General features: G+C 70.6%; 17 protein-coding genes. 11 read left to right on the top strand and 6 right to left on the bottom strand.

Going from position 1 to position 21993, the window contains the following annotated elements; all coding sequences use genetic code 11:
• Positions 1–15 precede the first annotated feature (15 nt).
• Positions 16–1167, bottom strand: coding sequence for an alpha/beta hydrolase (locus tag ACQ4L4_RS05940; RefSeq protein ID WP_431103311.1), 1152 nt, complete (start codon positions 1165–1167; stop codon positions 16–18).
• Positions 1160–2434: an MASE1 domain-containing protein gene (locus ACQ4L4_RS05935; protein WP_431103310.1), complete on the bottom strand. Its 1275-nt coding sequence runs from the start codon at positions 2432–2434 to the stop codon at positions 1160–1162. Before ACQ4L4_RS05935 ends, ACQ4L4_RS05940 begins: the two co-directional genes overlap by 8 nt.
• A gap of 90 nt (positions 2435–2524) precedes the next feature.
• Between ACQ4L4_RS05935 and ACQ4L4_RS05930 the strand changes: the two genes are divergently transcribed.
• Positions 2525–3874, top strand: coding sequence for a GTP pyrophosphokinase (locus ACQ4L4_RS05930; RefSeq protein WP_431103309.1), 1350 nt, complete (start codon positions 2525–2527; stop codon positions 3872–3874).
• A 77-nt stretch (positions 3875–3951) separates the two neighbouring features.
• Here ACQ4L4_RS05930 and ACQ4L4_RS05925 read toward each other — a convergent pair whose 3' ends face one another.
• Together ACQ4L4_RS05925 and ACQ4L4_RS05920 are read right to left on the bottom strand one after the other, a co-directional pair.
• Positions 3952–5280 carry a 3-deoxy-D-manno-octulosonic acid transferase gene (locus ACQ4L4_RS05925; protein WP_431103307.1) on the bottom strand — a complete coding sequence of 443 codons (1329 nt, stop codon included), beginning with the start codon at positions 5278–5280 and terminating at the stop codon, positions 3952–3954.
• A 49-nt stretch (positions 5281–5329) separates the two neighbouring features.
• Positions 5330–6718 (bottom strand): phosphomannomutase/phosphoglucomutase, encoded by a 1389-nt coding sequence (locus tag ACQ4L4_RS05920; protein WP_431103306.1) that lies wholly within the window; start codon positions 6716–6718, stop codon positions 5330–5332.
• Positions 6719–7149: 431 nt separating this feature from the next.
• On the opposite strand from ACQ4L4_RS05920, the gene ACQ4L4_RS05915 reads away from it, so the two are divergent.
• From ACQ4L4_RS05915 to ACQ4L4_RS05905, 3 genes are all read left to right on the top strand, one after another.
• Complete coding sequence (locus ACQ4L4_RS05915; protein ID WP_431103305.1) at positions 7150–8769, top strand: DNA-3-methyladenine glycosylase 2 family protein; 1620 nt, start codon at positions 7150–7152, stop codon at positions 8767–8769.
• Positions 8770–8900: 131 nt separating this feature from the next.
• Positions 8901–9485, top strand: a complete 585-nt coding sequence (locus ACQ4L4_RS05910; protein WP_431103304.1) for a methylated-DNA--[protein]-cysteine S-methyltransferase — start codon at positions 8901–8903, stop codon at positions 9483–9485.
• Complete coding sequence (locus ACQ4L4_RS05905) at positions 9482–10372, top strand: DMT family transporter (protein ID WP_431103303.1); 891 nt, start codon at positions 9482–9484, stop codon at positions 10370–10372. Before ACQ4L4_RS05910 ends, ACQ4L4_RS05905 begins: the two co-directional genes overlap by 4 nt.
• Here the strand turns inward: ACQ4L4_RS05905 and ACQ4L4_RS05900 are convergent.
• Positions 10335–10925, bottom strand: a complete 591-nt coding sequence (locus ACQ4L4_RS05900; RefSeq protein ID WP_431103301.1) for a TetR/AcrR family transcriptional regulator — start codon at positions 10923–10925, stop codon at positions 10335–10337. The genes ACQ4L4_RS05905 and ACQ4L4_RS05900 overlap by 38 nt on opposite strands.
• Before the next feature lie 157 nt (positions 10926–11082).
• On the opposite strand from ACQ4L4_RS05900, the gene ACQ4L4_RS05895 reads away from it, so the two are divergent.
• Complete coding sequence (locus tag ACQ4L4_RS05895) at positions 11083–12363, top strand: MFS transporter (RefSeq protein ID WP_431103300.1); 1281 nt, start codon at positions 11083–11085, stop codon at positions 12361–12363.
• Positions 12364–12435: 72 nt separating this feature from the next.
• On the opposite strand, the gene ligA is transcribed toward ACQ4L4_RS05895, so the two are convergent.
• On the bottom strand, positions 12436–14535 hold the full coding sequence (gene ligA, locus ACQ4L4_RS05890; protein ID WP_431103299.1) for an NAD-dependent DNA ligase LigA: 2100 nt from the start codon (positions 14533–14535) through the stop codon (positions 12436–12438).
• Between the two features lie 90 nt (positions 14536–14625).
• Between ligA and ACQ4L4_RS05885 the strand changes: the two genes are divergently transcribed.
• The 6 genes from ACQ4L4_RS05885 to ACQ4L4_RS05860 all read left to right on the top strand — a co-directional run bounded on the left by ACQ4L4_RS05885 (position 14626) and on the right by ACQ4L4_RS05860 (position 21866).
• The gene (locus tag ACQ4L4_RS05885; RefSeq protein WP_431103298.1) at positions 14626–15282 is read left to right on the top strand and encodes a hypothetical protein; all 657 of its coding nucleotides are present in this window, start codon (positions 14626–14628) and stop codon (positions 15280–15282) included.
• 10 nt (positions 15283–15292) lie between these two features.
• The gene (locus ACQ4L4_RS05880) at positions 15293–15712 is read left to right on the top strand and encodes a toxin co-regulated pilus biosynthesis Q family protein (protein WP_431103297.1); all 420 of its coding nucleotides are present in this window, start codon (positions 15293–15295) and stop codon (positions 15710–15712) included.
• A 191-nt stretch (positions 15713–15903) separates the two neighbouring features.
• Positions 15904–17532: a hypothetical protein gene (locus tag ACQ4L4_RS05875; protein ID WP_431103296.1), complete on the top strand. Its 1629-nt coding sequence runs from the start codon at positions 15904–15906 to the stop codon at positions 17530–17532.
• Positions 17532–19184, top strand: a complete 1653-nt coding sequence (locus ACQ4L4_RS05870) for a hypothetical protein (protein ID WP_431103295.1) — start codon at positions 17532–17534, stop codon at positions 19182–19184. Before ACQ4L4_RS05875 ends, ACQ4L4_RS05870 begins: the two co-directional genes overlap by 1 nt.
• The gene (locus ACQ4L4_RS05865) at positions 19141–19968 is read left to right on the top strand and encodes a hypothetical protein (protein WP_431103294.1); all 828 of its coding nucleotides are present in this window, start codon (positions 19141–19143) and stop codon (positions 19966–19968) included. Before ACQ4L4_RS05870 ends, ACQ4L4_RS05865 begins: the two co-directional genes overlap by 44 nt.
• Positions 19969–19976: 8 nt before the next feature.
• Positions 19977–21866 carry a GspE/PulE family protein gene (locus ACQ4L4_RS05860; RefSeq protein ID WP_431103293.1) on the top strand — a complete coding sequence of 630 codons (1890 nt, stop codon included), beginning with the start codon at positions 19977–19979 and terminating at the stop codon, positions 21864–21866.
• Positions 21867–21993: the final 127 nt, after the last annotated feature.

Genomic DNA, 21993 nt, shown 5'->3' with positions numbered 1-21993 from the left:
GTAGTCCAGCGCGGGCTAGTCCGGGAACCATCGCGCCTCGATCAGCCGCCCCTGATGCAGGCTGATCGCCAGCACGCCCTGGGAGGCCAGTGAACCGGCCTTCAGCGTCGTCGGCAGCACCGCCATGCCGGCATTGAGCACCGGCGTGCCGAAAGCGGTGAACGTCAGCCCCTCGCCCGCCCAAGCCTGCAGGCGCGCCAGGCCCTTGCCGCCGCGGAAGATGCCGGTGCTGCGGTTGTGGCCCGGCTGGTACCAGGTGAAGTCGGGGATGCCGCGCTCGTACAAGGCGGCGAAATCGGCGCGCTCCAGGTCCGCGCGGGCGGCGGCCAGCAGCGCGTCGATCGCCTCGCCGCTCATGTGCGGATCGTCGCGGCTCATGCCCAGGCCGGCGTCGCTGGCGCCGAAGAATTCCAGGGTGCGCTGGGCGACGATCTCCTTGTCGTTGTCCACGCAGATCAGGTGATAGCTGTTCTCCAGGATCACCATGCGCGCCTGGCCGGCGCGCTTGCCGGCGCCGATGTGCTCGACGAGGAAATTGGCGGAGCGGACGCTGGTCAATTCATCCTCGCGCGCATGGATCACCAGCGTGGGACAGGGGATGCGGGTCAGGTCCTTCCTCACGAAGCGGCGCAGGCGATCCACCTCGCGGATGCAGGCCAGCGGGACCCAGCTGTAGGCGAAGGCATCGCCGCGCTCGAACTTGGCGCGCACGATGGCGCGCAGCTGATCGTTCTTGATGCCGTACGGATCCTCCTCGTCCACGCGCATCCGGTCCGTCACGCCCGGCACCAGGTACAGCAGGTGGCGCAGCCCGCGATACCAGGGCGTGGACCAGCCATCGATGAACACCGGCGGCGCCAGCGCGACCAGGCGTCCCTTGTCGTGCCGTTCGCGCTTGCAGGTCTCGATGGCCAGCAGCGAGCCCATGCACATGCCCATCACATGCAGCACCTCGTGCTGGTCGACGATCTCGCGGTACTTGGCCCGGACCGCCTCCAGCCAATCCTCGGCGCGCACGCCGAGCAGGTCGGACGGCTGGCCGCCGTGGCCCGGCAGCGTGATCGAATAGGTGACGAAACCCGCGTTCTTCAGGCGCTTGTGCATCGAGCCCAGGTCGTACTGCGTGCCGCCGAGGCCGTGGATCAGGAAGACCGCGGGCTCAGCCATGGGGCTTCTCCCCGGCCGCCAGACTCAGCAGGGCCACGACCTGCTCGACCCGACCGTCGCCGCCGTGCACCGCGGCCAGCCGCTCGCGCACGCGCTGCACCTGTCCGCCCGCCAGGCGCAGCGTGTAGGCCTGCTCGCTGGAGGCGCGCACGCCCTGCGCCACCGCCTGCCAGGTGGCTTCCACCAGGCCGCGTTCCGCGGGGTCGATCAAGTCGAGCCAATCCTGGATAGTGACGGCGGCCGACGCCGCGCGGCCCAGGACCTGGTCGGCGCCCGCCCCCCAGGTGGCCCGGCCGGTGGTGGCGTCGTACTCGACGCTGGCCACGCCCACGGCCCGCAACGTGCGCTCGTAGCGCAGGTGCCACTCGTCGGCGCGGGCCAGCGCGGCGCGGCGCCCCTCGGCCAGCGCGCGGGTCACCAGCAGCACGGCCGCCCACACCATCACGAAGCCCTGCACCTCGACGACGGCCTCGCCGCGGAAGCCTTCATGGAACGCAAAAGGTCCGTCGCCCTGCGCCGTGCGTCCGATGATCAGCAAGGCGCCGAGCAAGGTGGCCAGCGTGCCGCCGCGAGCGCCCCACATCAGCGACGCCACCAGCAGGAAAGGCATCGGCACGTAGGCCAAGGTCGCCGCGACGCCACCCCAACGCTGCGCGGCCTGGTTCGAGAACACCAGCAGCACGGCGATGATGAAGCCGGCGAATGCCACCGCCCCGCCGAGGAAGGGCGACATCGGCAGGCCGCCCGATCGTCTGATGCGGAAGCCCTGGAAGGCGGTGACCAGCGGCGCGACCAGCAGCAGGCCGACGATCGTCGACAGCGCCCATGCGCGCCACTCGACGCCGAGGTCCGCGTCCGGACGTTGCCAGCCCCACAGCAAGGTCGCCAGCGTGGCCCCGATCAGCGACGCCGCCACGGCGCCGGCCATCATCAGCGCCGCGCCGCGAGGCGTCTGCGAATCCGGTCGGCCGTGCGTCGCGATCCACGCGCCCAGCGCCATGCTGGACACCTCGACACCGGCGAACGCCAGTGCCGGACCGACCCCGAGCCGGTGATCCACGAGACCCCACACGGTCGCGGCCACCCCGGCACCCGCCAGGAGCGCCGGCCAGGCCCAGCGGGCGGTGACCAGCAGAGCGGCGAACGTGATGCCGCTGCTCAGCCAGACCAGCGTGGTCTGCGTCGCGGCATGAGCCATCGACCGCGACAGCATGGCCGCCGCCAGCCACAGCAGGGCCACCAAGGCGGCCTTCATCAGATGTTGCATTGATGCTCCCTCACGCCCAGGTCGCGGAGCAGGATAGCGTGAGGATTTGCGTCAGGGCAAGCGTGTCAGGTCTTGCCAGGCCAGCGCCGCATGGCTCGCCGCGGCGGCTGCGGGGAGTTGTGCAGAGTTTCCCTGGACCGGGCCTCTCCGTTGCCGACAACTGCGGCCGGCGCACGGTGCGATGATGGGCGCGAGCACGAGCGCGCCCGTTTCCGGACTGAGCGCTGTACAGGTGTCGCAGGGCCGCTGCGCCCTGGCGACTCGATCGATGAGACGGTCGCCGGGTGGAAGCCCGCGATCGCAATGGAGAGGAGAACCATGGCGAGTCTGGACTTCGAGGGCGAGAAGGCACAGTTCCGCGTCTTCTACGACGCCAATTCGGCGATGCTGGAGAACGCCAGCAGGTCGCTGGTCAGCCTCCTCACGGACCTGCTCCCGCAACTCGGCTCGGTGCCCTTCTCCAAGATCGAGTCGCGGCTGAAGGACCGCGAGGAGTGCATCAAGAAATTCAATCTCAAATACCGTCAAGCCCTGGAAGCCGGCTCGACGGCGTACGAGATCAGGAACCACGTCAGCGACCTGGTCGGCCTGCGCATCGTCTGCCTCTATGAGGACGACATCGAGAAGATCGGCGCGATTCTCCAGAGCGAGTTCGAGGTGGTCGAAGTCACCGACAAGATCTCGACCATCGAGAACACGGAGGCCTCGTTCGGCTACAAAGGTCTGCATTTCGATCTCAAGCTCAAGAACCCGCGGCTGGAGTTGCCCGAGTACCGGGCCTATGCGGACCTTCAGTTCGAAGTGCAGGTACGGACGATCGTGCAGGACTCCTGGAGCGTGCTGGATCACAAGATCAAGTACAAGAAATCCATTCCCAATCATCTGAAGCGCCGGATCAACACGCTGGCCGCGCTCTTCGAGCTCGCCGACCGGGAGTTCCGGCAGATCCGGGACTCCACCGAAGAGGAGCTTCAAAAGGAAGAGGACGAGCCGGCCGAGCCTGCGGAAACGTCTGTTCCGCAAGGCGTCCATGGTGCGGCGCCAGGTGAAGCGCCGCGTACCGAGCCTCCCGAGTCCCCGGCCACCGAGCGTCGCAGCGCGAAGCTCAACGCCTTCAATTTCCTGAAGATCGCCAGCCACTTCTTCCCCACCTTCGACTTCGTGCCGCAGAAGGTGGATGGCTTCGTTCAGGAGATCGTGACGGCGCAGCCGTCCATTTCACGCTCGGAGTTCAACCAGTACCTGCGCGAGAACATCGGCATCGTCAAGCGATACCAGGTCCACTTCGAAGACAGTTCCGAGAACCGGATGAATCCTTTCACCGTGATCCGTCACAGCCTCTATCTGGGCGACAAGGCGCTGTTCCAAGGCATCCTGACGAGTCTCGCCAAGAAGAACTTCGAGGAGTGGCTCTCGGTCCACGCCGTCGAGGAACTCTGAAGCCACGGCTCCTGAGCGAGATCCCGTCCTGAACCGCGCCGCGGCGCCCGTTCGCGGGCCTTCAGGACTGGCGGCGCCTAGCGCGCCAGGAGGTCCAGGATCGGCGCCGCCATCCGCGCCGCCGCGCCGCGATGCGCGGCAGCGAAGGCCGTGGCCGACGCAGCCATGGCATCGCGCTCATCCGGCCTCGTGAGCAACGCGAGCGCCTCTGCCACGCCCCGCGGCAGGGTCTCGACGCGCCGCGCGGCGCCTGCCTGCAGTGACAGTTCCGCCGCCTCGGCGAAGTTGAAGGTATGCGGTCCCATGAACAGCGGCACGCCGCAGGCTGCCGTCTCGATCAGGTTCTGTCCGCCGAGCTTCTCGAAGCTGCCGCCGAGCAGCGCGACGTCGGCCAGGCCGTAGTACAGCGCCATCTCGCGCATCGAATCGCCCAGCCACACGTCCGCCACGCCCGCGCTCAGCGGCGGCGTGGCGATGTCGCTGGTGCCGAAGGCGCTGCGCCGCGCGAGCGTGAGGCCCGCCTCGGTCACCATCGCGGCGATCTCGTCGAAGCGCTGCGGGTGCCGCGGCACGATCAGCAGCAGCGGTGAACCCGCAACCGCCCTCGCCTGCGACGCCGCCTTCCAGGCGGCCAGCATCGCGGCCTCCTCGCCTTCGCGAGACACCGCCAGCATCACCACGGGACGGTTCAGCCCGGCGCGCCACGCGCGGCCTCGCGCGAGCAGCGCGTCATCCGGCTGGAGGTCGAACTTCAGGTTGCCGCAGACGCGCACTTCCTCGACGCCGGCCTGACGCAGCCGATCGGCATCGGCCGCCGTCTGCGCCAACGCCAGCCGCAGGCTGCGCGCCGCCGGCGCCAGCAGCGCCTTGAACTTCGCGCCGCGACGCAGGCTGCGCGCGGACAGCCGCGCATTCGCGAGCACCATCGGCACGCCCGCCTTCCGCGTCTCGTGCTGCACGTTGGGCCAGATCTCGGTTTCCATCAGCACGCCGACCGCCGGCCGCGTGCGCTTCAGGAAACGGCGCACCGCGCCGGGCGTGTCGAAGGGCAGCCAGCGCTGCGTGTCGCCGTCGCGCAGCAGCGCGCGGCCGGCCTCCCGGCCGGTCGCCGTCGTGTGCGTGAGCAGCAGCCGCATGCCGGGCCGCTCCTGGCGCAGGCGCTCGATCAGCGCCGCGGCCGCCCGCGTCTCGCCCAGCGACACCGCATGCACCCAGATCGCGCCCGGGGCGATCGCCTCGCCGAAGCCGAAGCGTTCGCCCGGATGCACCGCGTAGAGCGGCTCCACGCGCCCGCGCAGCAGCACGCGCGCCAGATAGGCCGGCGTCGCGAGCCTCAGCACGGTGCTGAAGACCGCGCGCGCCAGGCGCTCCTTGAACGAATCGGAACTCAAAGGCGAATGCCCCATGCCGCGATCAAGGAGCCCGCCAACGATGGGCCGCTCAACGATGCGCCGCTCAATGGCCGGACGTGAACGTGATGTCCGGCTTCACGCGCTTGAGCTGGGCCAGCACTTCCTTCTGGATGCGCTCCAGCGCTTCCTGCGTGTGGCCTTCGAAACGCAGCACCAGCACCGGCGTCGTGTTGGACGCGCGCACCAGGCCGAAGCCGTCGTCGTACTCCACGCGGATGCCGTCGATCGTGATGATGTCCTTGGCGTTCGGGAACTCGGCGATCTCCTTGAGCTTGGCGACGACCTCGTGGTGCTCGCCTTCCTTGCAGGGGACGTTCAGTTCCGGCGTGTTGACGCTGTTGGGCAGGTCGTTCAGGACTTTGCTCGGGTCGTCGCTGCGCGAGAGGATTTCCAGCATGCGCGCGGCGGTGTACATCGCGTCGTCGAAGCCGTACCAGCGCTCGGCGAAGAAGATGTGGCCCGACAGCTCGCCGGCCAGCGGCGCGCCGGTTTCCTTCAGCTTGGCCTTGGCCAGCGAGTGGCCCGTCATCCACATCAGCGGCTTGCCGCCGTGCTCTTCGATCCACGGGGCCAGGCGTTGCGTGCACTTGACGTCGAAAATGATCTCCGAGCCCGGCAGGCGCGTCAGGATGTCCGCGGCGATCAGCATGATCTGGCGGTCCGGCATGATCATCGTGCCGTCCTTGGTGACGATGCCCAGGCGGTCGCCGTCGCCGTCGAAGGCCAGGCCCAGCTCGGCGTCGGTCGCGTGCACGATGCGCTTGAGGTCCTCGAGGTTCTCGGGACGCGACGGATCCGGATGGTGGTTGGGGAAGTCGCCGTCGACCTTCGAGAAGATGTCAACCACCTCGCAGCCCAGCGCGCGCAGGATGGCCGGGGCGGTCGCGCCCGGGATGCCATTGCCGCTGTCGACCACGACCTTCATCGGGCGCGACAGCTTGGCGTCCTTGACGATGCGCTGCGTGTACTCGGCGATGACATCCATCTGGCCGACGCGGCCGTTGCCGGTGGCATAGTCCTCGGACTCGATGCGGCGCTTCAGGCCCTGGATCTGCTCGCCGTAGACGGCGGCGCCCTTCAGGACCATCTTGAAGCCGTTGTAATCCTTCGGGTTGTGGCTGCCCGTGACCATGATGCCGGAGTTGCAGCCATGCTTGCCGCGCGTCGCGGCGACGTAGTACAGCATCGGCGTCGTGACGGCGCCGATGTCGACGACGTCCAGACCGGTCGACTTCAGCCCGCGGATCAGCGCGTTCACCAGCGACGGACCCGACAGGCGGCCGTCGCGGCCGACGGCAACGGCCTTCTCACCGGCGTTGATCGCCTCGGTGCCGAAGGACTTGCCGAGATGCTCGGCCAGTGCCTCGTCCAGCGTCGTGCCCACGACCCCGCGGATGTCATAGGCCTTGAAGATGGATGCGTGAACTTGCATGTGCTTCCTTGCAGGAATTGGTGGTGGTTCGAAACTGGGGCGCATTGTAGGCAGCGCCTATGAGAGGTCCGTGTAACCCGGTGCACGGCGGGCTACAGAGGGCAATTCCCGGGCCAGACTGAGCGCGCGGGGATCGGCCGAGGCACCTCTTGGGACTTGGCGCTCGGGAAACGGCCTGGGCCCCTTGGGACCGGGCGCTCGGGAACCCGCCAGGGCCCTTTGGGACCGAGCGATCGGGAACCGGCCAGGGCCCCCTTTTCTCCATGTCCCTCCTTTGTCGGCCGCCACGGCCTCCAAATTCCCTCCTTGACTTCCGAAAAGGGGGCCCTGGCCGGTTCCCTCCGGACGTCTCGTGGTGGGCCCGCAGGGGGAACAGGGACATGTCCGAAAACGGCGAGAACCGCCGGACACCGGCTCCTATGATCCTTGCCATGGACTTCCTTCTCGACCCGGATCACTGCTACCCCGCGCTGCTGGCGCGCGACGCGCGCTTCGACGGTCAATGGTTCGTCGGCGTGACCTCGACCGGCGTCTATTGCCGCCCGATCTGCCGGGTGCGCGCGCCGCGGAGAGAGAACTGCCGCTTCTTCCCCAGCGCCTCGCTGGCCGAGGCCGCCCGCTTCCGCCCGTGCCTGAAATGCCGCCCCGAACTGGCGCCGGCCGCACGCCCATGGAGCACGATGGACGCCGCCGAGGTGCTGGCACGCGAAGCCGCACGCTGGCTCGACGAGTGCGCGCCGGAAGAGGCCTCGCTGCCCACACTCGCCGCGCACCTGGGCGTCAGCGAGCGCCATGTGCGCCGCGTCTTCACCGCCGTGCACGGCGTTGCACCGCTCCAGTATCTGCAGACGCGCCGGCTGCTGCTGGCCAAGCAGCTGCTGACCGACACGCGGCTGCCGATCGGCGAGGTCGCGCTCGCGGCAGGCTTCTCTAGCCTTCGCCGCTTCAACGCCGCCTTCCAGGAACACTACCGTCTGAGTCCCAGCGCGCTGCGCAAGGGCGGCGCAGAGACCGAAGCAAGCGCATCCGGCAACGCCCTGGAGACCGCTGAACTGCGCCTGGACCTGCGCCCGCCGCTGCTGAGTTCGGCGCTGCTCAACTTCCTCGCCGCCCGCGCGGTGCCAGGTGTTGAGCAGGTCGATGTCGAGCGCCTCGCGCTGTCGCGCAGCGTGCGGCTGGTGCGCCCGGGCCAGGCGGATGTGCTGGGCTGGCTGTCGCTGCGACTGCCCCCCGACGACGACGAGCGACCACGCGTGCGCCTGTCGCTGAGCGCGTCGCTGTGGCCCGTGATCGCGCCGCTGATGCCGCGCCTGCGTCGCTGGCTCGACCTCGATGCCGACCCGCAGGCCATCGCCGCCGCGCTCGGCGAGACCCTCGGTCCTGCCGCCGCGGGCCTGCGCCTGCCGGGGTCGCTGGACCGATTCGAACTTGCGATCCGCGCCGTGCTCGGACAGCAGGTGACGGTCGCGGCCGCACGCACGCTGGCCACGCGCCTGATCGCCAGATTCGGCGAGCCGTTGCCCGATGCCGCTGGCGCGCCGCCTGGCGTGACGCACGTGTTCCCGACGCCGGCCACGCTGGCCGCCGCCACGGTCGACGACATCGCCCCGATCGGCATGCCCGGCCGCCGGGCCGAGGCGCTGATCCACCTTGCCCGCCAATGGCCGACGCTGGCCTTCGCCCAGGGTCGCGGCACGGTGGAGGACGCGATCGCGGAGCTCGCCGCCCTGCCCGGCCTCGGTCCGTGGACGGCGCACTACATGCTGATGCGCGGCTGGAGCTGGCCCGACGCCTATCTGCCGGGCGATGTCGTCCTGAAGCAATGCCTTGAAGAACGCGCCGGCCAGCCGCTGCGTCCGCGCGAGCTGATCGCTGCCGCCGAGCATTTCGCTCCTTACCGCAGCTACGCCGTGTTGCAACTATGGCGGGATGCCGCAACGAAATCCGCCGCTGCCAGGACTCTCCCGAAGTCCGCCGCTGCCACGTCCGTTTCGAAGTCCGCCGCTGCCAAAACCACCCGAAGTCAACCAAGGGTTGTGGGGCCGGAATGAGGCTGGGGGTTCCCGGAGGGATGCCCCCTGCCTCGTGGAGAGCCCGCGCTTGGCCCACCGGAGTCACCGGACCTCCCGCCAAACCAAGGCCCAGCCTCCCGCCAGCCTCCCACCCACCAAGGAGAGATCCGATGAAGCACCGCCACCATACGGCCTGGACCGAGACCGACACGCCGCTCGGCCGCCTGCTGATCGCGCGCAATGCCGAGGGCTTGTCGGGCCTGTGGTTCGAGGACCAGAAGTACCACCCCGGCGCCCTCGCCGCTCCTCGCGACGATGACGACGCGCTGCTGCGCGACACCGTCGCGGCGATGAAGGACTACTTCGCGGGCCGGACCGCGGCGCTTCCTCCGATGTCGCCCTCGGGCACCGCGTTCCAGCAAGCCGTGTGGCGGGCCCTGCTCGGCATCCCGGCGGGCGAGACCCTGACCTACGGCCAGCTCGCCGCACGCCTGGGCCGGCCGGAGGCCGTGCGCGCCGTCGCGGCGGCGGTGGGACGCAACCCGGTGTCGGTGCTGATCCCGTGCCACCGCGTCCTCGGCGCCGACGGCAGCCTCACCGGCTACGCCGGCGGTCTCCACCGCAAGGAAGCCCTACTGACAATCGAAGGAGGCCTGCCCGCTAAGCTGCGCCCCTCGCCGACAGAGACTCCTCCCGGGACCTTCGCCCTTCGCCGTCCCGGCAAGCACGACAACAACCAAGAGGCCCCCGCGTGAAGCGAAGCGATCTGATCGAACTGCTGGTCCTGGCCGCCATCTGGGGCGCGTCCTTCCTGTTCATGCGCGTGGCAGCGCCGGAGTTCGGCGCGGTCGCGACGGCTGCCGTGCGCGTGGCCGGGGCCTCGCTGTTCCTGATCCCGCTGCTGGGCCTGCGCGAAGGCCTCGGCGACCTGCGCACCCACTGGAAGGGCCTGCTGCTGGTGGGCCTGCTGAACAGCGCCTTCCCGTTCGCGCTGTTCAGCTTCGCGGCGCTGTCGATCAACGCCGGCCTGTCGAGCATCCTCAACGCCACCACGCCGATGTGGGGCGCGCTGGTCGCCTGGGCCTGGTTCGGGCAACGCCTGGACGGATCGCGCATGCTGGGCCTGGCGCTGGGCTTCGCGGGCGTCGTGCTGCTGGCCTGGGACAAGGCCTCGTTCAAGCCCGGCGGCAGCGGCTTCGCGATCGTCGCCTGCCTGATCGCCGCGCTGAGCTACGGCATCGCCGCCAGCGCCACCAAGCGCTACCTCACTGGCGCCAGCCCGCTGGCCGTCGCCACCGGCAGCCAGTTCGCGGCCGCGCTGCTGTTGGCCGCGCCGGCCTGGTCGCTGCGTCCGGCCGCGATGCCCAGCGGTCACGCCTGGGGCGCGGTGGCGCTGCTGGCGCTGCTGTGCACCGGCATCGCCTACATCCTGTTCTTCCGGCTGATGAAGCGCGTCGGCCCGACCAACACGATCTCGGTGACCTTCCTGATCCCGGTCTTCGGCCTGCTGTGGGGCTGGATCTTCCTGGGCGAGACGCTGAGCGCCAGCATGGCCGCGGGTTGCCTCGTCGTGCTGCTCGGCACCGCGCTGGCGGTGGGTGTGCTCAAGCTGCCTTCGACGTCGCCTCCAGCGACGTCCTGAGGATCCTGTCCGACAGGCCCGGTGCCGCGCCCGCGCAGGCCCGGGCCAGGATCATCCCGCCGACCATCGTCGACAGCACGCCGATCGCGCGGGCTTCATCCTCCGCGGTCGGCTCGTCGACGATCGTGCCGTCGGGCCGATGCACGGCCAGCTCGCGCAGGTAGGCGGCGATGCCGGTGCTCATCGATTCGCGCAGCAGACCGCCCTCGCGCGCCGCGTCGACGGCCAGCGCCGCCATCGGGCATCCCGCCCCGGGCGCGTCGCGATGCGCGGCGCCGAAGTAGCGTTTGAGAAACGGCTGGTAGTCGCCGCCATGTTTCTCAAGCTGCGCGCCCAGCCGCGACAGCGAGCCGTCGAAGGCCACTTCGCAGGCTTCGGCCGCGAGTTCCTCCTTCGACGCGAAGCGCCCGTAGAAGCCGCCGTGCGTGAAGCCGGCCTCGCGGGAGATCTCCGCCAGGCCGACCCCGGCCACGCCCCGCTCGCGGTACAGCTTGGACGCCGCGTCGACCAGCGCCTTGCGGTTGGCGGCCGATTGCTCTTTGGTGACTTTCATGATGAGCACCATTGTAGGAAGCCCGGCTGCAACTTCCGGCGGAGGCGCGATGTCACGATTTTGAGTAGGGGCATCATCAAATCTGCGGCGGACGTCGGAAATCTCGATACGATGGCGGCCATCATTAAAACAGGCACCCCTGGAAGGATCCTCCCGCATGCTTGCCGCCGCCATGTCCCGACGCATGACCCACCGGGGTCTGCACTTCAGCTGGGTGATCGCCGGGCTGACCTTCCTGACGATGCTGTTCATGTCGGCGGCGCTGGGCCTGCCCGGCGCGATGCTGCAGCCGCTGGCGCAGGAATTCGGCTGGTCCACCAGCCAGATCTCGTCGGCGCTGGCGCTGCGCTTCGCGCTGTTCGGATTGATGGGGCCGTTCGCGGCGGTGCTGATGGAGCGCTTCGGCGTGCGCGCCGTGGTCAGCGTGGCGCTGGGACTGGTCGGCGGCGGCATGCTGATGGCCGGGCTGGTCACGCAGCTGTGGCATCTGGTCGTGCTGTGGGGCGTGGTGCTGGGTCTGGGCAGCGGCATGACGGCGCTGGTGCTCGGCGCCATCGTGTCCAACCGCTGGTTCGCGACGCGCAAGGGCCTGATCATGGGCATCCTCACCGCCAGCGCCGCGACCGGCCAGTTGATCTGCCTGCCGATCGCCGCCTGGATGATCGAGCGCTGGGGCTGGCGCGCCCCGCTGCTGCCGCTGGCCGTGCTGTGCCTGGCGGTGATGAGCCTGGTGCTGCTGTTCATGCGCGACCGGCCGTCCGACGTCGGCCTCGCGCCCTATGGCGCCGATCCTGCCGCTGCCGCGGCGCCGGCCGCGCCCGCCGCGAAGGTCACGTGGCTCACGCCGTTCACCGCCTTGCGTGAAGCGTCGAGCCAGCCGACCTTCTGGCTGCTCTTCGGCACCTTCTTCATCTGCGGGCTGTCGACCAACGGCCTGGTGCAGACCCATTTCATCTCGTTGTGCGGCGACTACGGCCTGGCGGCGGTGCCGGCGGCCTCGGTGCTGGCGATGATGGGGATCTTCGATTTCATCGGCACCATCCTGTCGGGCTGGCTCAGCGACCGCTACGACACCCGCAAGCTGCTTTGCTGGTATTACGCGCTGCGCGGGCTGTCGCTGATGTGGTTGCCGAACGCGGAGTTCACGCTCTACGGGCTGTCGCTGTTCGCGGTGTTCTACGGACTGGACTGGATCGCGACGGTGCCGCCGACGGTGCGCCTGACGGCAGAGCGCTTCGGCGCGGCGAAGGTGGGGATGGTGTTCGGTTGGATCTTCGCGGGCCACCAGATCGGCGCGGCGGTCGCAGCCTACGGCGCGGGGCTGAGCCGCAGCCTGCTGCTGAGCTACTCCCCGGCGCTGTACGTCGCCGGCGCGGCCTGCCTGCTGGCGGCGGTCATGGCGATGGTGATCCGTCGGAAGACGGTCGCTGCGAGCTGAGCCTCCAATGACATCGGGGCCCGAAGGCCCCGATACAGCGTGCATCGAAGGGACGGTTCGCCGTCCCTTTGTTCATTCCGCCGCGATCGCATCCGGCGGCGCGGCGAGCAGCGCCTGCAGGCCTTCCTCGTCGAGGACAGTGACGCCCAGCTCGCGCGCCTTGTCGAGCTTGGAGCCCGCCTCCTCGCCCGCGATCACGTAGCTGGTCTTCTTCGACACCGAGCCGCTGACCTTGCCGCCGGCGGCCTCGATCAGCTCCTTGGCCTCGTCGCGCGACAGCGTCGGCAGCGTGCCGGTCAGCACCAGCGTCTTGCCGGCCAGCGGCTGCGGTCCGGCGGGCGCCGCGGCGGCCCCTTCCGATTGCGGGAATTCGACGCCCGCGGCGAGCAGCTGCTCGACGACCTCGCGGTTGTGCGCCTCGGCGAAGAACGCCGCGATGCTCTTCGCGACGATCGGCCCGACGTCCTTGACCGCCAGCAACTGCTCCTCGGTCGCGCCCATCAGCGCGTCCAGGTTGCCGAAGTGCTTCGCCAGATCCTTGGCCGTGGTCTCGCCCACCTGCCGGATGCCCAGCGCGAAGAGGAAGCGCGCCATCGTCGTGCGCTTGCTCTTCTCGAGCGCGTCGATCAGGTTCAGCGCGCTCCGGTCCCCCATGCGTTCCAGCGCGGTGAGCTTGGCCACGCCGAGCTTGTAGAGCCCCGGCAGGCTGGTGACGATGCCGCCGTCGACGAGTTGGTCGACGAGCTTGTCGCCCAGGCCCTCGATGTCCATCGCGCGCCGTCCGGCGAAGTGCAGCATCGCCTGCTTGCGCTGCGCGGGGCAGAAGATGCCGCCGCTGCAACGGTGGTCGATGCCGCCCTTCTCGCGCACGACGTCGCTGCCGCAGATCGGGCAGTGCTTCGGCATGCGGAAGTTGGGCACGTAGCGCGCGCGCTTCGCATCGACCTTGCCGACGACCTCCGGGATCACGTCGCCGGCGCGCCGGATGATGACCTGGTCGCCGACGCGGATGCCCTTGCGGCGCATCTCGAAGAGGTTGTGCAGCGTCGCGTTGCTGACCGTCGTGCCGCCGACGAAGACCGGTTCCAGCTTGGCCACCGGCGTCAGCTTGCCGGTGCGGCCGACCTGGATGTCGATGCGGTCGAGCTTCGTGACCTGCTCCTGCGCCGGGTACTTGTGCGCCACCGCCCAGCGCGGCTCGCGCGAGACGAAGCCCAGCCGCCGCTGCAGCTCGCGGCTGTTGACCTTGTAGACGACGCCGTCGATGTCGAAGGGCAGCGCATCGCGCTTCTCGCCGATCGATTGATGGAAGGCCACCAGGCCTTCGGCGCCGCGCACCACCGCGCGGTCGGCGTTGACCGGCAGGCCGTAGGCCTGCAGCGCGTCCAGCATCGCGCTGTGCGTCGCCGGGATCTCCCAACCCTGCGTCTCTCCGATGCCGTAGGCGAAGAAGCTCAGCGGCCGCTGCCGCACCAGCGCCGGGTCCAGCTGCCGGATCGCCCCGGCGGCCGTGTTGCGCGGATTGACGAAGGTCTTCTCGTTCGCGGCCCGCTGGCGTTCGTTGAGCGCCTCGAAATCGTCGCGACGCATGTAGGCCTCGCCGCGCACCTCCAGCACCGCGGCCTTCGCGCCCTCGCCCGACAGCTTCAACGGGATCTGCTTGATCGTGCGCACGTTCTGCGTCACGTCCTCGCCGGTCTCGCCGTTGCCGCGCGTCGCGGCCTGCACCAGCACGCCGTGTTCGTAGCGCAGGCTGATCGCCAGGCCGTCGAATTTCAGCTCCGCCGCGTACTCGACCGGCGCGGCGTTCTCGCCCAGGTCCAGTTCGCGGCGCACACGCGCGTCGAAGTTCTCGGCGCCGCTGGCCTCGGTGTCGGTCTCGGTGCGGATCGACAACATCGGCACCACGTGCCTCACCGGCTCGAAGCCCTCCAGCACCTGCCCGCCCACGCGCTGCGTCGGCGAGTCCGGCGTCAGCAGCGCCGGGAACGCGGCCTCGATGGCCTGCAGTTCCTGGAACAGCTTGTCGTACTCGGCATCGGGCAGCGACGGCGTGTCGAGCACGTAGTACAGGTGAGCGTGGTGATGGAGCAGCGCGCGGAGTTCGGCGGCGCGGGCGGTGGCTTGTTGGGCGGAGAGCGAAGACACGGAAGCGGACCTCGAGGGAGTCATGCGCGCATTGTGGCGCACCCCCACTGAGCCACCGCTGGTCACGGCTGGCACCCCTGTCTTCTCGCACTCTCTGGAAAGGAGGTCTGTTCCATGACCCTCGACGTCGTCACCGCATCCGCTCCCCTCGCCCGTTCGAAGCACCGCCGCGCCGGCGCCCGTCCGCAACGCGGCGTCACCCTGCTCGAACTCCTGATCGGGGTCGGCGTGATCATCGTTGTCATGGTCATCGTGCTGATGGGCATGCGCAACCTCAACGCGCAGATGGACCGCTCCGCCCTGCTGCGGCAGGCGCCGCAGATCCGGGCCAACGTCACCGGCTTCGGGAAAACCGGCGCGGTGAACCTCGCCGAGGTGACCACCGCCCGCGCGCACGGCTTGAGCGCCTTCCCGCTCGGGTCCGTCACCGTGGCGGGCGACGCCGTCACCGTGAAGCACGAGCTCGGCGGCCAGATCTTCGTCGCGGGCTTCAACGACGACTTCGGGGCCGCGAGGAAGGGCGAGGCGTTCACGCTGAGCTACACCAGCATTCCCGCGTCGCAATGCGCCAGCGTCGCGCGGGGACTCGCGCTCGTGGCCGACGGCATCTGGGTCGGCGAGGAGACGGCCGAGATCAGGCACACGAAGCCCGCCGACAACAAGGTCGTGAAAGTGCCCGGCTCCGCCGAGCCGATCGGCGTCGGGAAACTCGTCGATGCATGCAAGACCGAGAGCACCGTGGTCACCGTCCACGCGTTGATGGCCAACTGAACGCGCACCGATGGTCCCGTCACGATTCCTCTGCGCCTGCGCGCTGATGTCCGGCGCGGCGATCTCCGCGTCGCCCCTGCCGCCGGACGCCGGTCCACGGCCGGTCGCCGCCGCGTCTTCGGCGGCGGCCGCCGCACGGGCGGACCTCGAGACCGACGGTGCGATGGCGTGGACCTTCGCCCGCGTCGACGGCACCGTCCACCAGGCGTTGCAGCGCTGGACACGCGAAGCGGGCTGGCAGCTGGTGTGGGAGGTCGATCGCGACTTCCCCATCGATGCCGAGGTCACGCTGCGCGGCAACTTCCTGGACGCATTGACCCAGGCGATGGCCGTGTTGCGCGACACCGACTTCCCGCTGCAGGCCCGCGTCCAGGCGGGGACCCGCGTGGTGCGGGTCGTCCGCTACCTGCCCGATGGCGCTCGCCAGTGAGGAACTTCCCCGTGCCGTTTTTCTCGCGGTCCTCATCGCGCTCATCGTCGTGTTCATCACTGCGCTCATCGCCGTGTTCATCGCTGCGCTCATCGCCGTGTTCATCGCTGCGTCAGTCGCTGCGTTCGTTGCCACACTCCCTCCCGCGCCTTGCGGGCGTCGCTCCCCGGCGCTTCGTCATCACTAGCGGGATGGCGGCCTGCGTCGCCGTCGCCATCGCCATCGCCATCGCCGGATGCGCGGTGCCGGCCGCGCGCGAGACGGAGCAGGCCCAGCAGGCACTGCTCGATCGGGCCGAGGCGCTGCAGGCCCGGCTGCGCGAGCCGGCCGCACCGCCGCCGCTGGTCGTGAGCGATCCGACCCCGCGCTTCGCAAGCCGGTCCATCCCGCTGCGCCGCGACGAGCGGCTGCCGGACCACCTCGGCGACATCCGCCTGCACGCGCCGGGTCGGCTGCCGCTGGCCGCGGTAGCCGAACTGCTCTCGCGCGCCATCGGCCTGCCGGTGATCATGACGCCGGACGCGCTGCACAGCGCCGCCGACTACGCGCCCGGTCCCGCGCCGCGGCCGGCCTTCGACGCGGCGACCGCCGCGCCCGAGGAGACGGCCGCGCTGCGCCGGGCCGGCCGGGCGGGCGCCGTGCGGCTGGACATCTCCGCGCCGGAACACCAGAACACCGTCGAGATCGATCACACCGGGCCCTTGCGCCCGCTGCTGGACCGCATCGCGGCGCAGGCGGGACTGCACTGGCGCCACGCCGGCGGACGCATCGTGTTCTCCCGCGTGGTCACGCGCGCGATGCCGGTCAAGGCGCTGCCCGGCGGCCTGGACGCGAGCGCGTCGTTCGATGTGTTCGGCGGCGCGGAAAGCTCCGGCGGAGGTGCCGCCAAGATCGACGGCAACGCGCAGAGCGACTACTGGGCCGGGCTGCCCGACGCGCTGAAGCCGATGCTCTCCCCGGCCGCGGCGCTGCAGGTGGATCCGCGCGCGGGACTCGTGACCGTCACGGATGCGCTCGCCAACGTCGAACGCGTGCAGACCTACCTCGACGCGCTCAACGCCAACCTGCTGCGTCAGGTCGTGCTAGAGATCGAGGTGTTGCAGGTGAGCTTCACCGACGAGTTCAGCAACGGCATCGACTGGCGCCTGATGCTGGGCCGGCTCGGCCAGGGCAATCAGCTGGACCTGGTCGCGCCGGTGGCGCTCGGCCCGCTGGGCGCGGGCACGCCCGCGGCGCTGAGCTTCGTGCTCGGCCAGTCGGGCTCGCGCGGATCGCCCAGCGAATGGGTCGCCAAGGCGCTGCAGGAATACGGTCGCGTGTCGACCGCCTATTCGAGCGTGGTCACCACCACGAACCGGATGCCGGTGCCGGTCGGCGCGTTGCAGACGCGCTCGTACGTGCAGCGCGCGACGGCGCCGACCGTGAGCCCGACCACCGGCCTGACCACCGCGGGCGCGCTGGAGCCCGGCAAGCTCACGACCGGCCTCGGTCTGACGGTGCTGCCGGTGATCCTGGATTCGCACCTCGTGCTGCTGCAGACCGCGCTGCAGATCAGCGAGCTGCGGCAGCTGCGCGCCTTCACCAGCGGCAGCGGCCAGTTGGCGCGGTCGGTGCAGTTGCCCGAGACGATGAGCTTCAGCACCCTGCAGCGCATCAGCGTGCCAGCCGGTCGCACGCTGGTGCTGGCCGGCTTCGAGCGCCGGCAGACCCAGCTCGACGACGCGGACATGGTGCGCGGCCTGGTGCCGCTGGCGCGGCGCGGCATGCACGCCAGACAAGGGACGGTCGTGCTGATCACGCCGAGGCTGGTGGAGCCGTGATGGACGCGCGACCGACACCGCCGGACGGCGCCGGCAAGACCGCCGAGGGGCGCGAGACCCGGGAGTCCCGAGGGACCCGCCAGGCGCGCGAGGCCCGAGCAACCCGCGACGCCAGCGAGGCCCGCGGTCTCGACGAAAGCGGCGTGGCCCGGGTGATGACCGTCGCTGGCGTGCGGCTGGCCTTCGGGCTGGACTGGCACCCGGTGGCGCGACCCGATGAGCCGGGCCCCGACCTGCGCCAGGCGCGCGCCGCCGGCTACCGCTTCGTCGCGCGACTCCCGGACGGCGCCCTGCTGGGACTGGCGCGCCGCGTCGACACGGGTCGACGCGCGCATCGACTTCCGCATCGCCGCGCCCATTCGGCGGTGGCCTTGCTGGTGGCCCGTTTCGCGGAGCGCGGCGCGGAGGCCTGCCTGATCGCCGCCTCCGGCACAGGCACAGGCACAGGCATCAGCACTAGCAGCGGTACCAGCAGCGGCACCAGCAGCGGCAGCGGAGCGTCTGGTGGCCCGAGCACGCGCGTGGCCTTTGTCGGCCTGATGGAGCGGCGGCCGGTGCCAGGCTTTGACCGCGTGCTGCCCGACCTCGACGCGGCGCTGGCGGTGCTGCAGGAGTTCCGCGACATGCATCCGGACCAGGAGGTCCGCGTCGCCAGCCATCTGCCCGGGCGGGACCGCATCGGCGAAGCGCTCGCACCGGACCTGCTGTTCGGACAGCCCGACGGCGACACGCGCCTGCTTCCCCTGCTGCCGGCGCGCTGGCCGGCCGCGCTCGCCGCGGGCCTGGCAGCACTCAGCCTGAGCGTCGGCTTCACGATGTGGATGCGGCATCAGCGCGAGGTGGAGCGCGCGACGCTCGACGCGGCGCGCCATCTCGCGGCGACGGCGGCGTCCCGTGCGCAAGCCTCCGCCCAACGCGCCCGCCGACTGGGCAGCCTGCTGGAGCAGGCGGGCCGGCCGGGCCTCGCCCCATTGGACCGCTGGCGTGCCGCCATCGCCGCGCTGCCCGTGAGCCGCGCCGGATGGACGCTTCAGCGGGTCGACTGCGATCGCTCAAGCGGGTGTGTCGCCACGTGGGCGCGCCATCACGGCAGCCTCGAGATGCTGGACGGATTGCCGGCCGGCGCGATCGGCGCGCCGTCGATGCAGCCTGACCTGTCGGCCGGCGAGGACGTGCTCGCGGCCTCGATGCAGACGCCGCTGGCGGACACGATCGAGCCGCCGCTGAAGCGGGGCGAGGCGCTCATCGCCGCGCGGCTGCCGCCGTTGCGCCTGGCCATGAACGTCTGGGGCAGCCACCTGCAGGAGCTGGCGACCGTCGGCGGCGCCGAAGCGTCGCTCACGCCGGGACCGCCCCTCGACGGCGAGGCCGGCGTGACCGACCCGAGCGCCACGAGCTCTACACGCAGCACGAGCACCACGACTGGCACGGACTCCGCGACCGGCATGACCAGCGCGGACCAGGAGCGCGCGGACCTCGTCGCGCAGCCGGTCGTCCGGATGGTCTGGCGCTTGAAGGACGGCGTCTGGTCCCTGCCGCTGGTCCAGGTGCCGCCGTACGTCGTCGTGGAGACCCTCACCCTGAATTTCGCCGCGTCACAGATCAGCTATGAGCTTTCCGGATCTCTCTTCGCCCATGGCGTGCGTTACTGATGTCTTCACTCCCCGACACTGCCGGCGGGTTCGCGCGACGGCGCTGGGGTCCTGCCTGCAGGCGGCGCTGTCGGCGGCCCTGTCGATGATCTTCTCGACCACCCTGTCGACAGCCCACGCCGGCGACGACGAAATCCGCGCGCCCGAGACCGCGCCGGGCGTGAGCTTGCGCCACCTGGTCGATGTCGCGCGACACAACAAGGCGGCGGAGCTGGCCGCCGCCACGGCCCGTCTGGCGGGCTCGATGCGCCCGCCCGGTGATCCGGCGGTGCCGGCGACGGCAACGACACGAGGTGTCGCGCTCGCCGAAGTGCCGCGCCTCTGGTCGCTCATGTCCGCCGGAAACCGCTGGCGGGCCGAGGTGCTGTTGAGGGGGCGCGTGCATGCCGTCGACAGCTCGTCCGGGCCGGAGACCCGCGTCGGACCGTGGCGCGTGCTCGGACTGACACCGGAGGGACTGCGTTTCGAACGGGTCGCGGCGGGCGGTCGTGCGCCCCGTCACCTCGTGCTGTCTCCGCCCGCGCAGGGGGCCGCGGCGGCGAGCTATCGCTTCGACGGCGGCAGGTCGCCCGTCGCCGGCAACTCCGCGCAGACTGGCGTCGGACGGCTCGATGCCGGTGACGGCAACGGCAATGGCGATAACAACGGCAACGGCAACGGCAACGGCGATGTCGGTGTCGGTGTCGGTGGCGGTGTCGATGTCGGTGGCGGTGACGCCGTCCGCCGCGCCACCGCACTGCCCCTGCCTGCGGCCGCGGCCCCTTCGAGCGCGCACTCCCCTTGAGCAGCACCTTGAGCAGCACCTTGAGCTCCTCCTCGAGCCGCCACATCGACGACCCGGCGCGCCTGCCTCCGTTCGAGCGCGTGCTGTCCGTCGCCGCGGACGCGTTGCTCGCCGCGCCCGCGGTCGACGGGCTGCCGGTCGCCAGCCACAAGCAGGACCGGCTGGCGGCGCTCGCGCTGGCCGGCGGGCGCTTCCTCGTCGTGTCGGCGGTGGACGAGGTCCATCGGCCCGACTGGTATCGCCTCGTCCAGGCCGGGAAGGCAAAAGGCCTGACCTATGCCGGCCACCTGACCGCCGCGCCCGAGGTCTTCGCCGCGCTGCTCGCCGGCGCTGCCACGCGCGTGAACGCTCCGCTGGAGGCACCGCCCGAGGCCACCGCCGACGAACGCCAGGCCGCCGAGACGGCCCGCGACATCGATGCCATGGTGGCGGGCTCCTCGCCGCTCGAATGGTTCCGCGCCATCGTGCAGCGCTGCCGCCTGGCCGGCGCGAGCGACCTGCACATCGAACTGCGGGGGCCGGTCGCGCTGGCCCGGGTGCGGCTGGACGGCCGCATGCGGGTGCTGGACCGCCATCCGGCGCGCACCGCCGTCGACGGGCTGTCGGCCGCCTACACGATGCTGGCCGAGGAGCGTTCCCGCACCGAGGTCGCCTTCAACGGCGCGGTGCCGCAGGCCGCGATGATCCCGCTGGAACTGCCCGGCCTGCGGCTGACGCTCCGGTACCAGAGCCATCCCGCGGTCGGCGGCATGGACGTGGTGATCCGCCTGTTGCGCGCCTCCGGCAGCGGTCGCGATGACGCCGCCGGATCACCCGACGCCGGACCGCACGACGCCGGATCGCTCGCGGGCCGACCGCGCCTGGCGTCGCTGGAGCCGCTGGGCTTCACGCCGTGGCAGGCCGGCCGCCTGCGCGAGGCGCTGGCCTCGGCCTGGGGCGGCGTGTTCGTCGCCGGGGTCACCGGCTCGGGCAAGACCACGACGCTCAACGCGATGATGACGATGCTGGCCCGCGACGGCTCGCGCAAGCTCTTCACCATCGAGGATCCGGTCGAGTACGAGACGCCCGGCGTCAGCCATCTCTCCATCCAGCGCGGCGCGGCCGGCGGCGCCGATCCGTTCCACGGCGCAATGCTGGCGTTCCTGCGCATGGATCCCGACGTCGGCCTGTTCGGCGAGATCCGGGACGGCCTGTCGGCGTCGATGGCGCAGGCCGCCATCCAGACCGGGCACAAGATCCTGTCGACGGTCCATGCGACCTCCGCGCTGGGCATCGTGGGCCGGCTCTCGTCGCGCCTGCTCGGACTGGACCGCGAGGACCTGTGCGATCCGGAATTCCTCTCCGCCATGGTCTACCAGGTGCTGATGCCGATCAACTGCGAGCACTGCAAGCGCCCCGCCGCCGCCGTCATGGGCGCGGACACGCTGCAGACGCTGCAGGCGGGTTTCGGCCTCGATCCGGACAAGATTTACTGCGCCAGCGCGCACGGCTGCACGCACTGCCGGCGGCCCGGCATCGACTACGGGGACGGCATGACCCCTGGACACCCCGCCGGCGCCGCAAGCACCGGAGACCCCCGAAGCGACCGAACCGCCCGAACCACTGAACGCGCCGACGACACCCACGACGGCACGGCCGGCGTCAAGGTCGGCGCGGAAGTGATCGTTCCGGACCTGCGTCTGCTGGACCTGCTGCGGCAGGGCCGGGACGCCGAGGCCCGGCGCCACTGGCGCCGTCGCCGCACGGCGCCGTTCACCGATCCGGACATGGACGGCAAGGACGCCTGGGGGCATGTGCTGTACGACGTCGCCCACGGGCGCGTCGATCCCTATCACTTCGAGCGGACCTTCGGCAGCGCGGCGCTGCTGGCGCAGACGCTCGCCGCCGACGATGCCTGAACCCGCCGCCGCGGACGTCGCGATCCGCCTCGACCCGGCCCCCTGTCCGGACCACGGTCGCGACGCTGCCCTCGACGCCGCACCAGATCTCGATTTCGACCTCGACCCACACTTCGACAAGCGCCCG

Origin of the sequence: Roseateles noduli, from assembly GCF_050626985.1 — a bacterium.
Classification (GTDB): domain Bacteria; phylum Pseudomonadota; class Gammaproteobacteria; order Burkholderiales; family Burkholderiaceae_C; genus Roseateles; species Roseateles noduli_A.
The sequence above is the reverse complement of the archived record's forward strand: the minus strand, read 5'-3'. Positions and strand labels throughout refer to the sequence as shown.

Bases quoted from the DNA above. Each gene is read 5' to 3' on its own strand.
- ACQ4L4_RS05940 (WP_431103311.1), bottom strand. From the start codon at position 1,167: ATGGCTGAGCCCGCGGTCTTCCTGATCCACGGCCTCGGCGGCACGCAG.
- ACQ4L4_RS05935 (WP_431103310.1), bottom strand. From the start codon at position 2,434: ATGCAACATCTGATGAAGGCCGCCTTGGTGGCCCTGCTGTGGCTGGCG.
- ACQ4L4_RS05930 (WP_431103309.1), top strand. From the start codon at position 2,525: ATGGCTCGCCGCGGCGGCTGCGGGGAGTTGTGCAGAGTTTCCCTGGAC.
- ACQ4L4_RS05925 (WP_431103307.1), bottom strand. From the start codon at position 5,280: ATGGGGCATTCGCCTTTGAGTTCCGATTCGTTCAAGGAGCGCCTGGCG.
- ACQ4L4_RS05920 (WP_431103306.1), bottom strand. From the start codon at position 6,718: ATGCAAGTTCACGCATCCATCTTCAAGGCCTATGACATCCGCGGGGTC.
- ACQ4L4_RS05915 (WP_431103305.1), top strand. From the start codon at position 7,150: ATGGACTTCCTTCTCGACCCGGATCACTGCTACCCCGCGCTGCTGGCG.
- ACQ4L4_RS05910 (WP_431103304.1), top strand. From the start codon at position 8,901: ATGAAGCACCGCCACCATACGGCCTGGACCGAGACCGACACGCCGCTC.
- ACQ4L4_RS05900 (WP_431103301.1), bottom strand. From the start codon at position 10,925: ATGAAAGTCACCAAAGAGCAATCGGCCGCCAACCGCAAGGCGCTGGTC.
- ACQ4L4_RS05895 (WP_431103300.1), top strand. From the start codon at position 11,083: ATGCTTGCCGCCGCCATGTCCCGACGCATGACCCACCGGGGTCTGCAC.
- ligA (WP_431103299.1), bottom strand. From the start codon at position 14,535: ATGACTCCCTCGAGGTCCGCTTCCGTGTCTTCGCTCTCCGCCCAACAA.
- ACQ4L4_RS05885 (WP_431103298.1), top strand. From the start codon at position 14,626: ATGACCCTCGACGTCGTCACCGCATCCGCTCCCCTCGCCCGTTCGAAG.
- ACQ4L4_RS05880 (WP_431103297.1), top strand. From the start codon at position 15,293: ATGGTCCCGTCACGATTCCTCTGCGCCTGCGCGCTGATGTCCGGCGCG.
- ACQ4L4_RS05875 (WP_431103296.1), top strand. From the start codon at position 15,904: ATGGCGGCCTGCGTCGCCGTCGCCATCGCCATCGCCATCGCCGGATGC.
- ACQ4L4_RS05870 (WP_431103295.1), top strand. From the start codon at position 17,532: ATGGACGCGCGACCGACACCGCCGGACGGCGCCGGCAAGACCGCCGAG.
- ACQ4L4_RS05865 (WP_431103294.1), top strand. From the start codon at position 19,141: ATGAGCTTTCCGGATCTCTCTTCGCCCATGGCGTGCGTTACTGATGTC.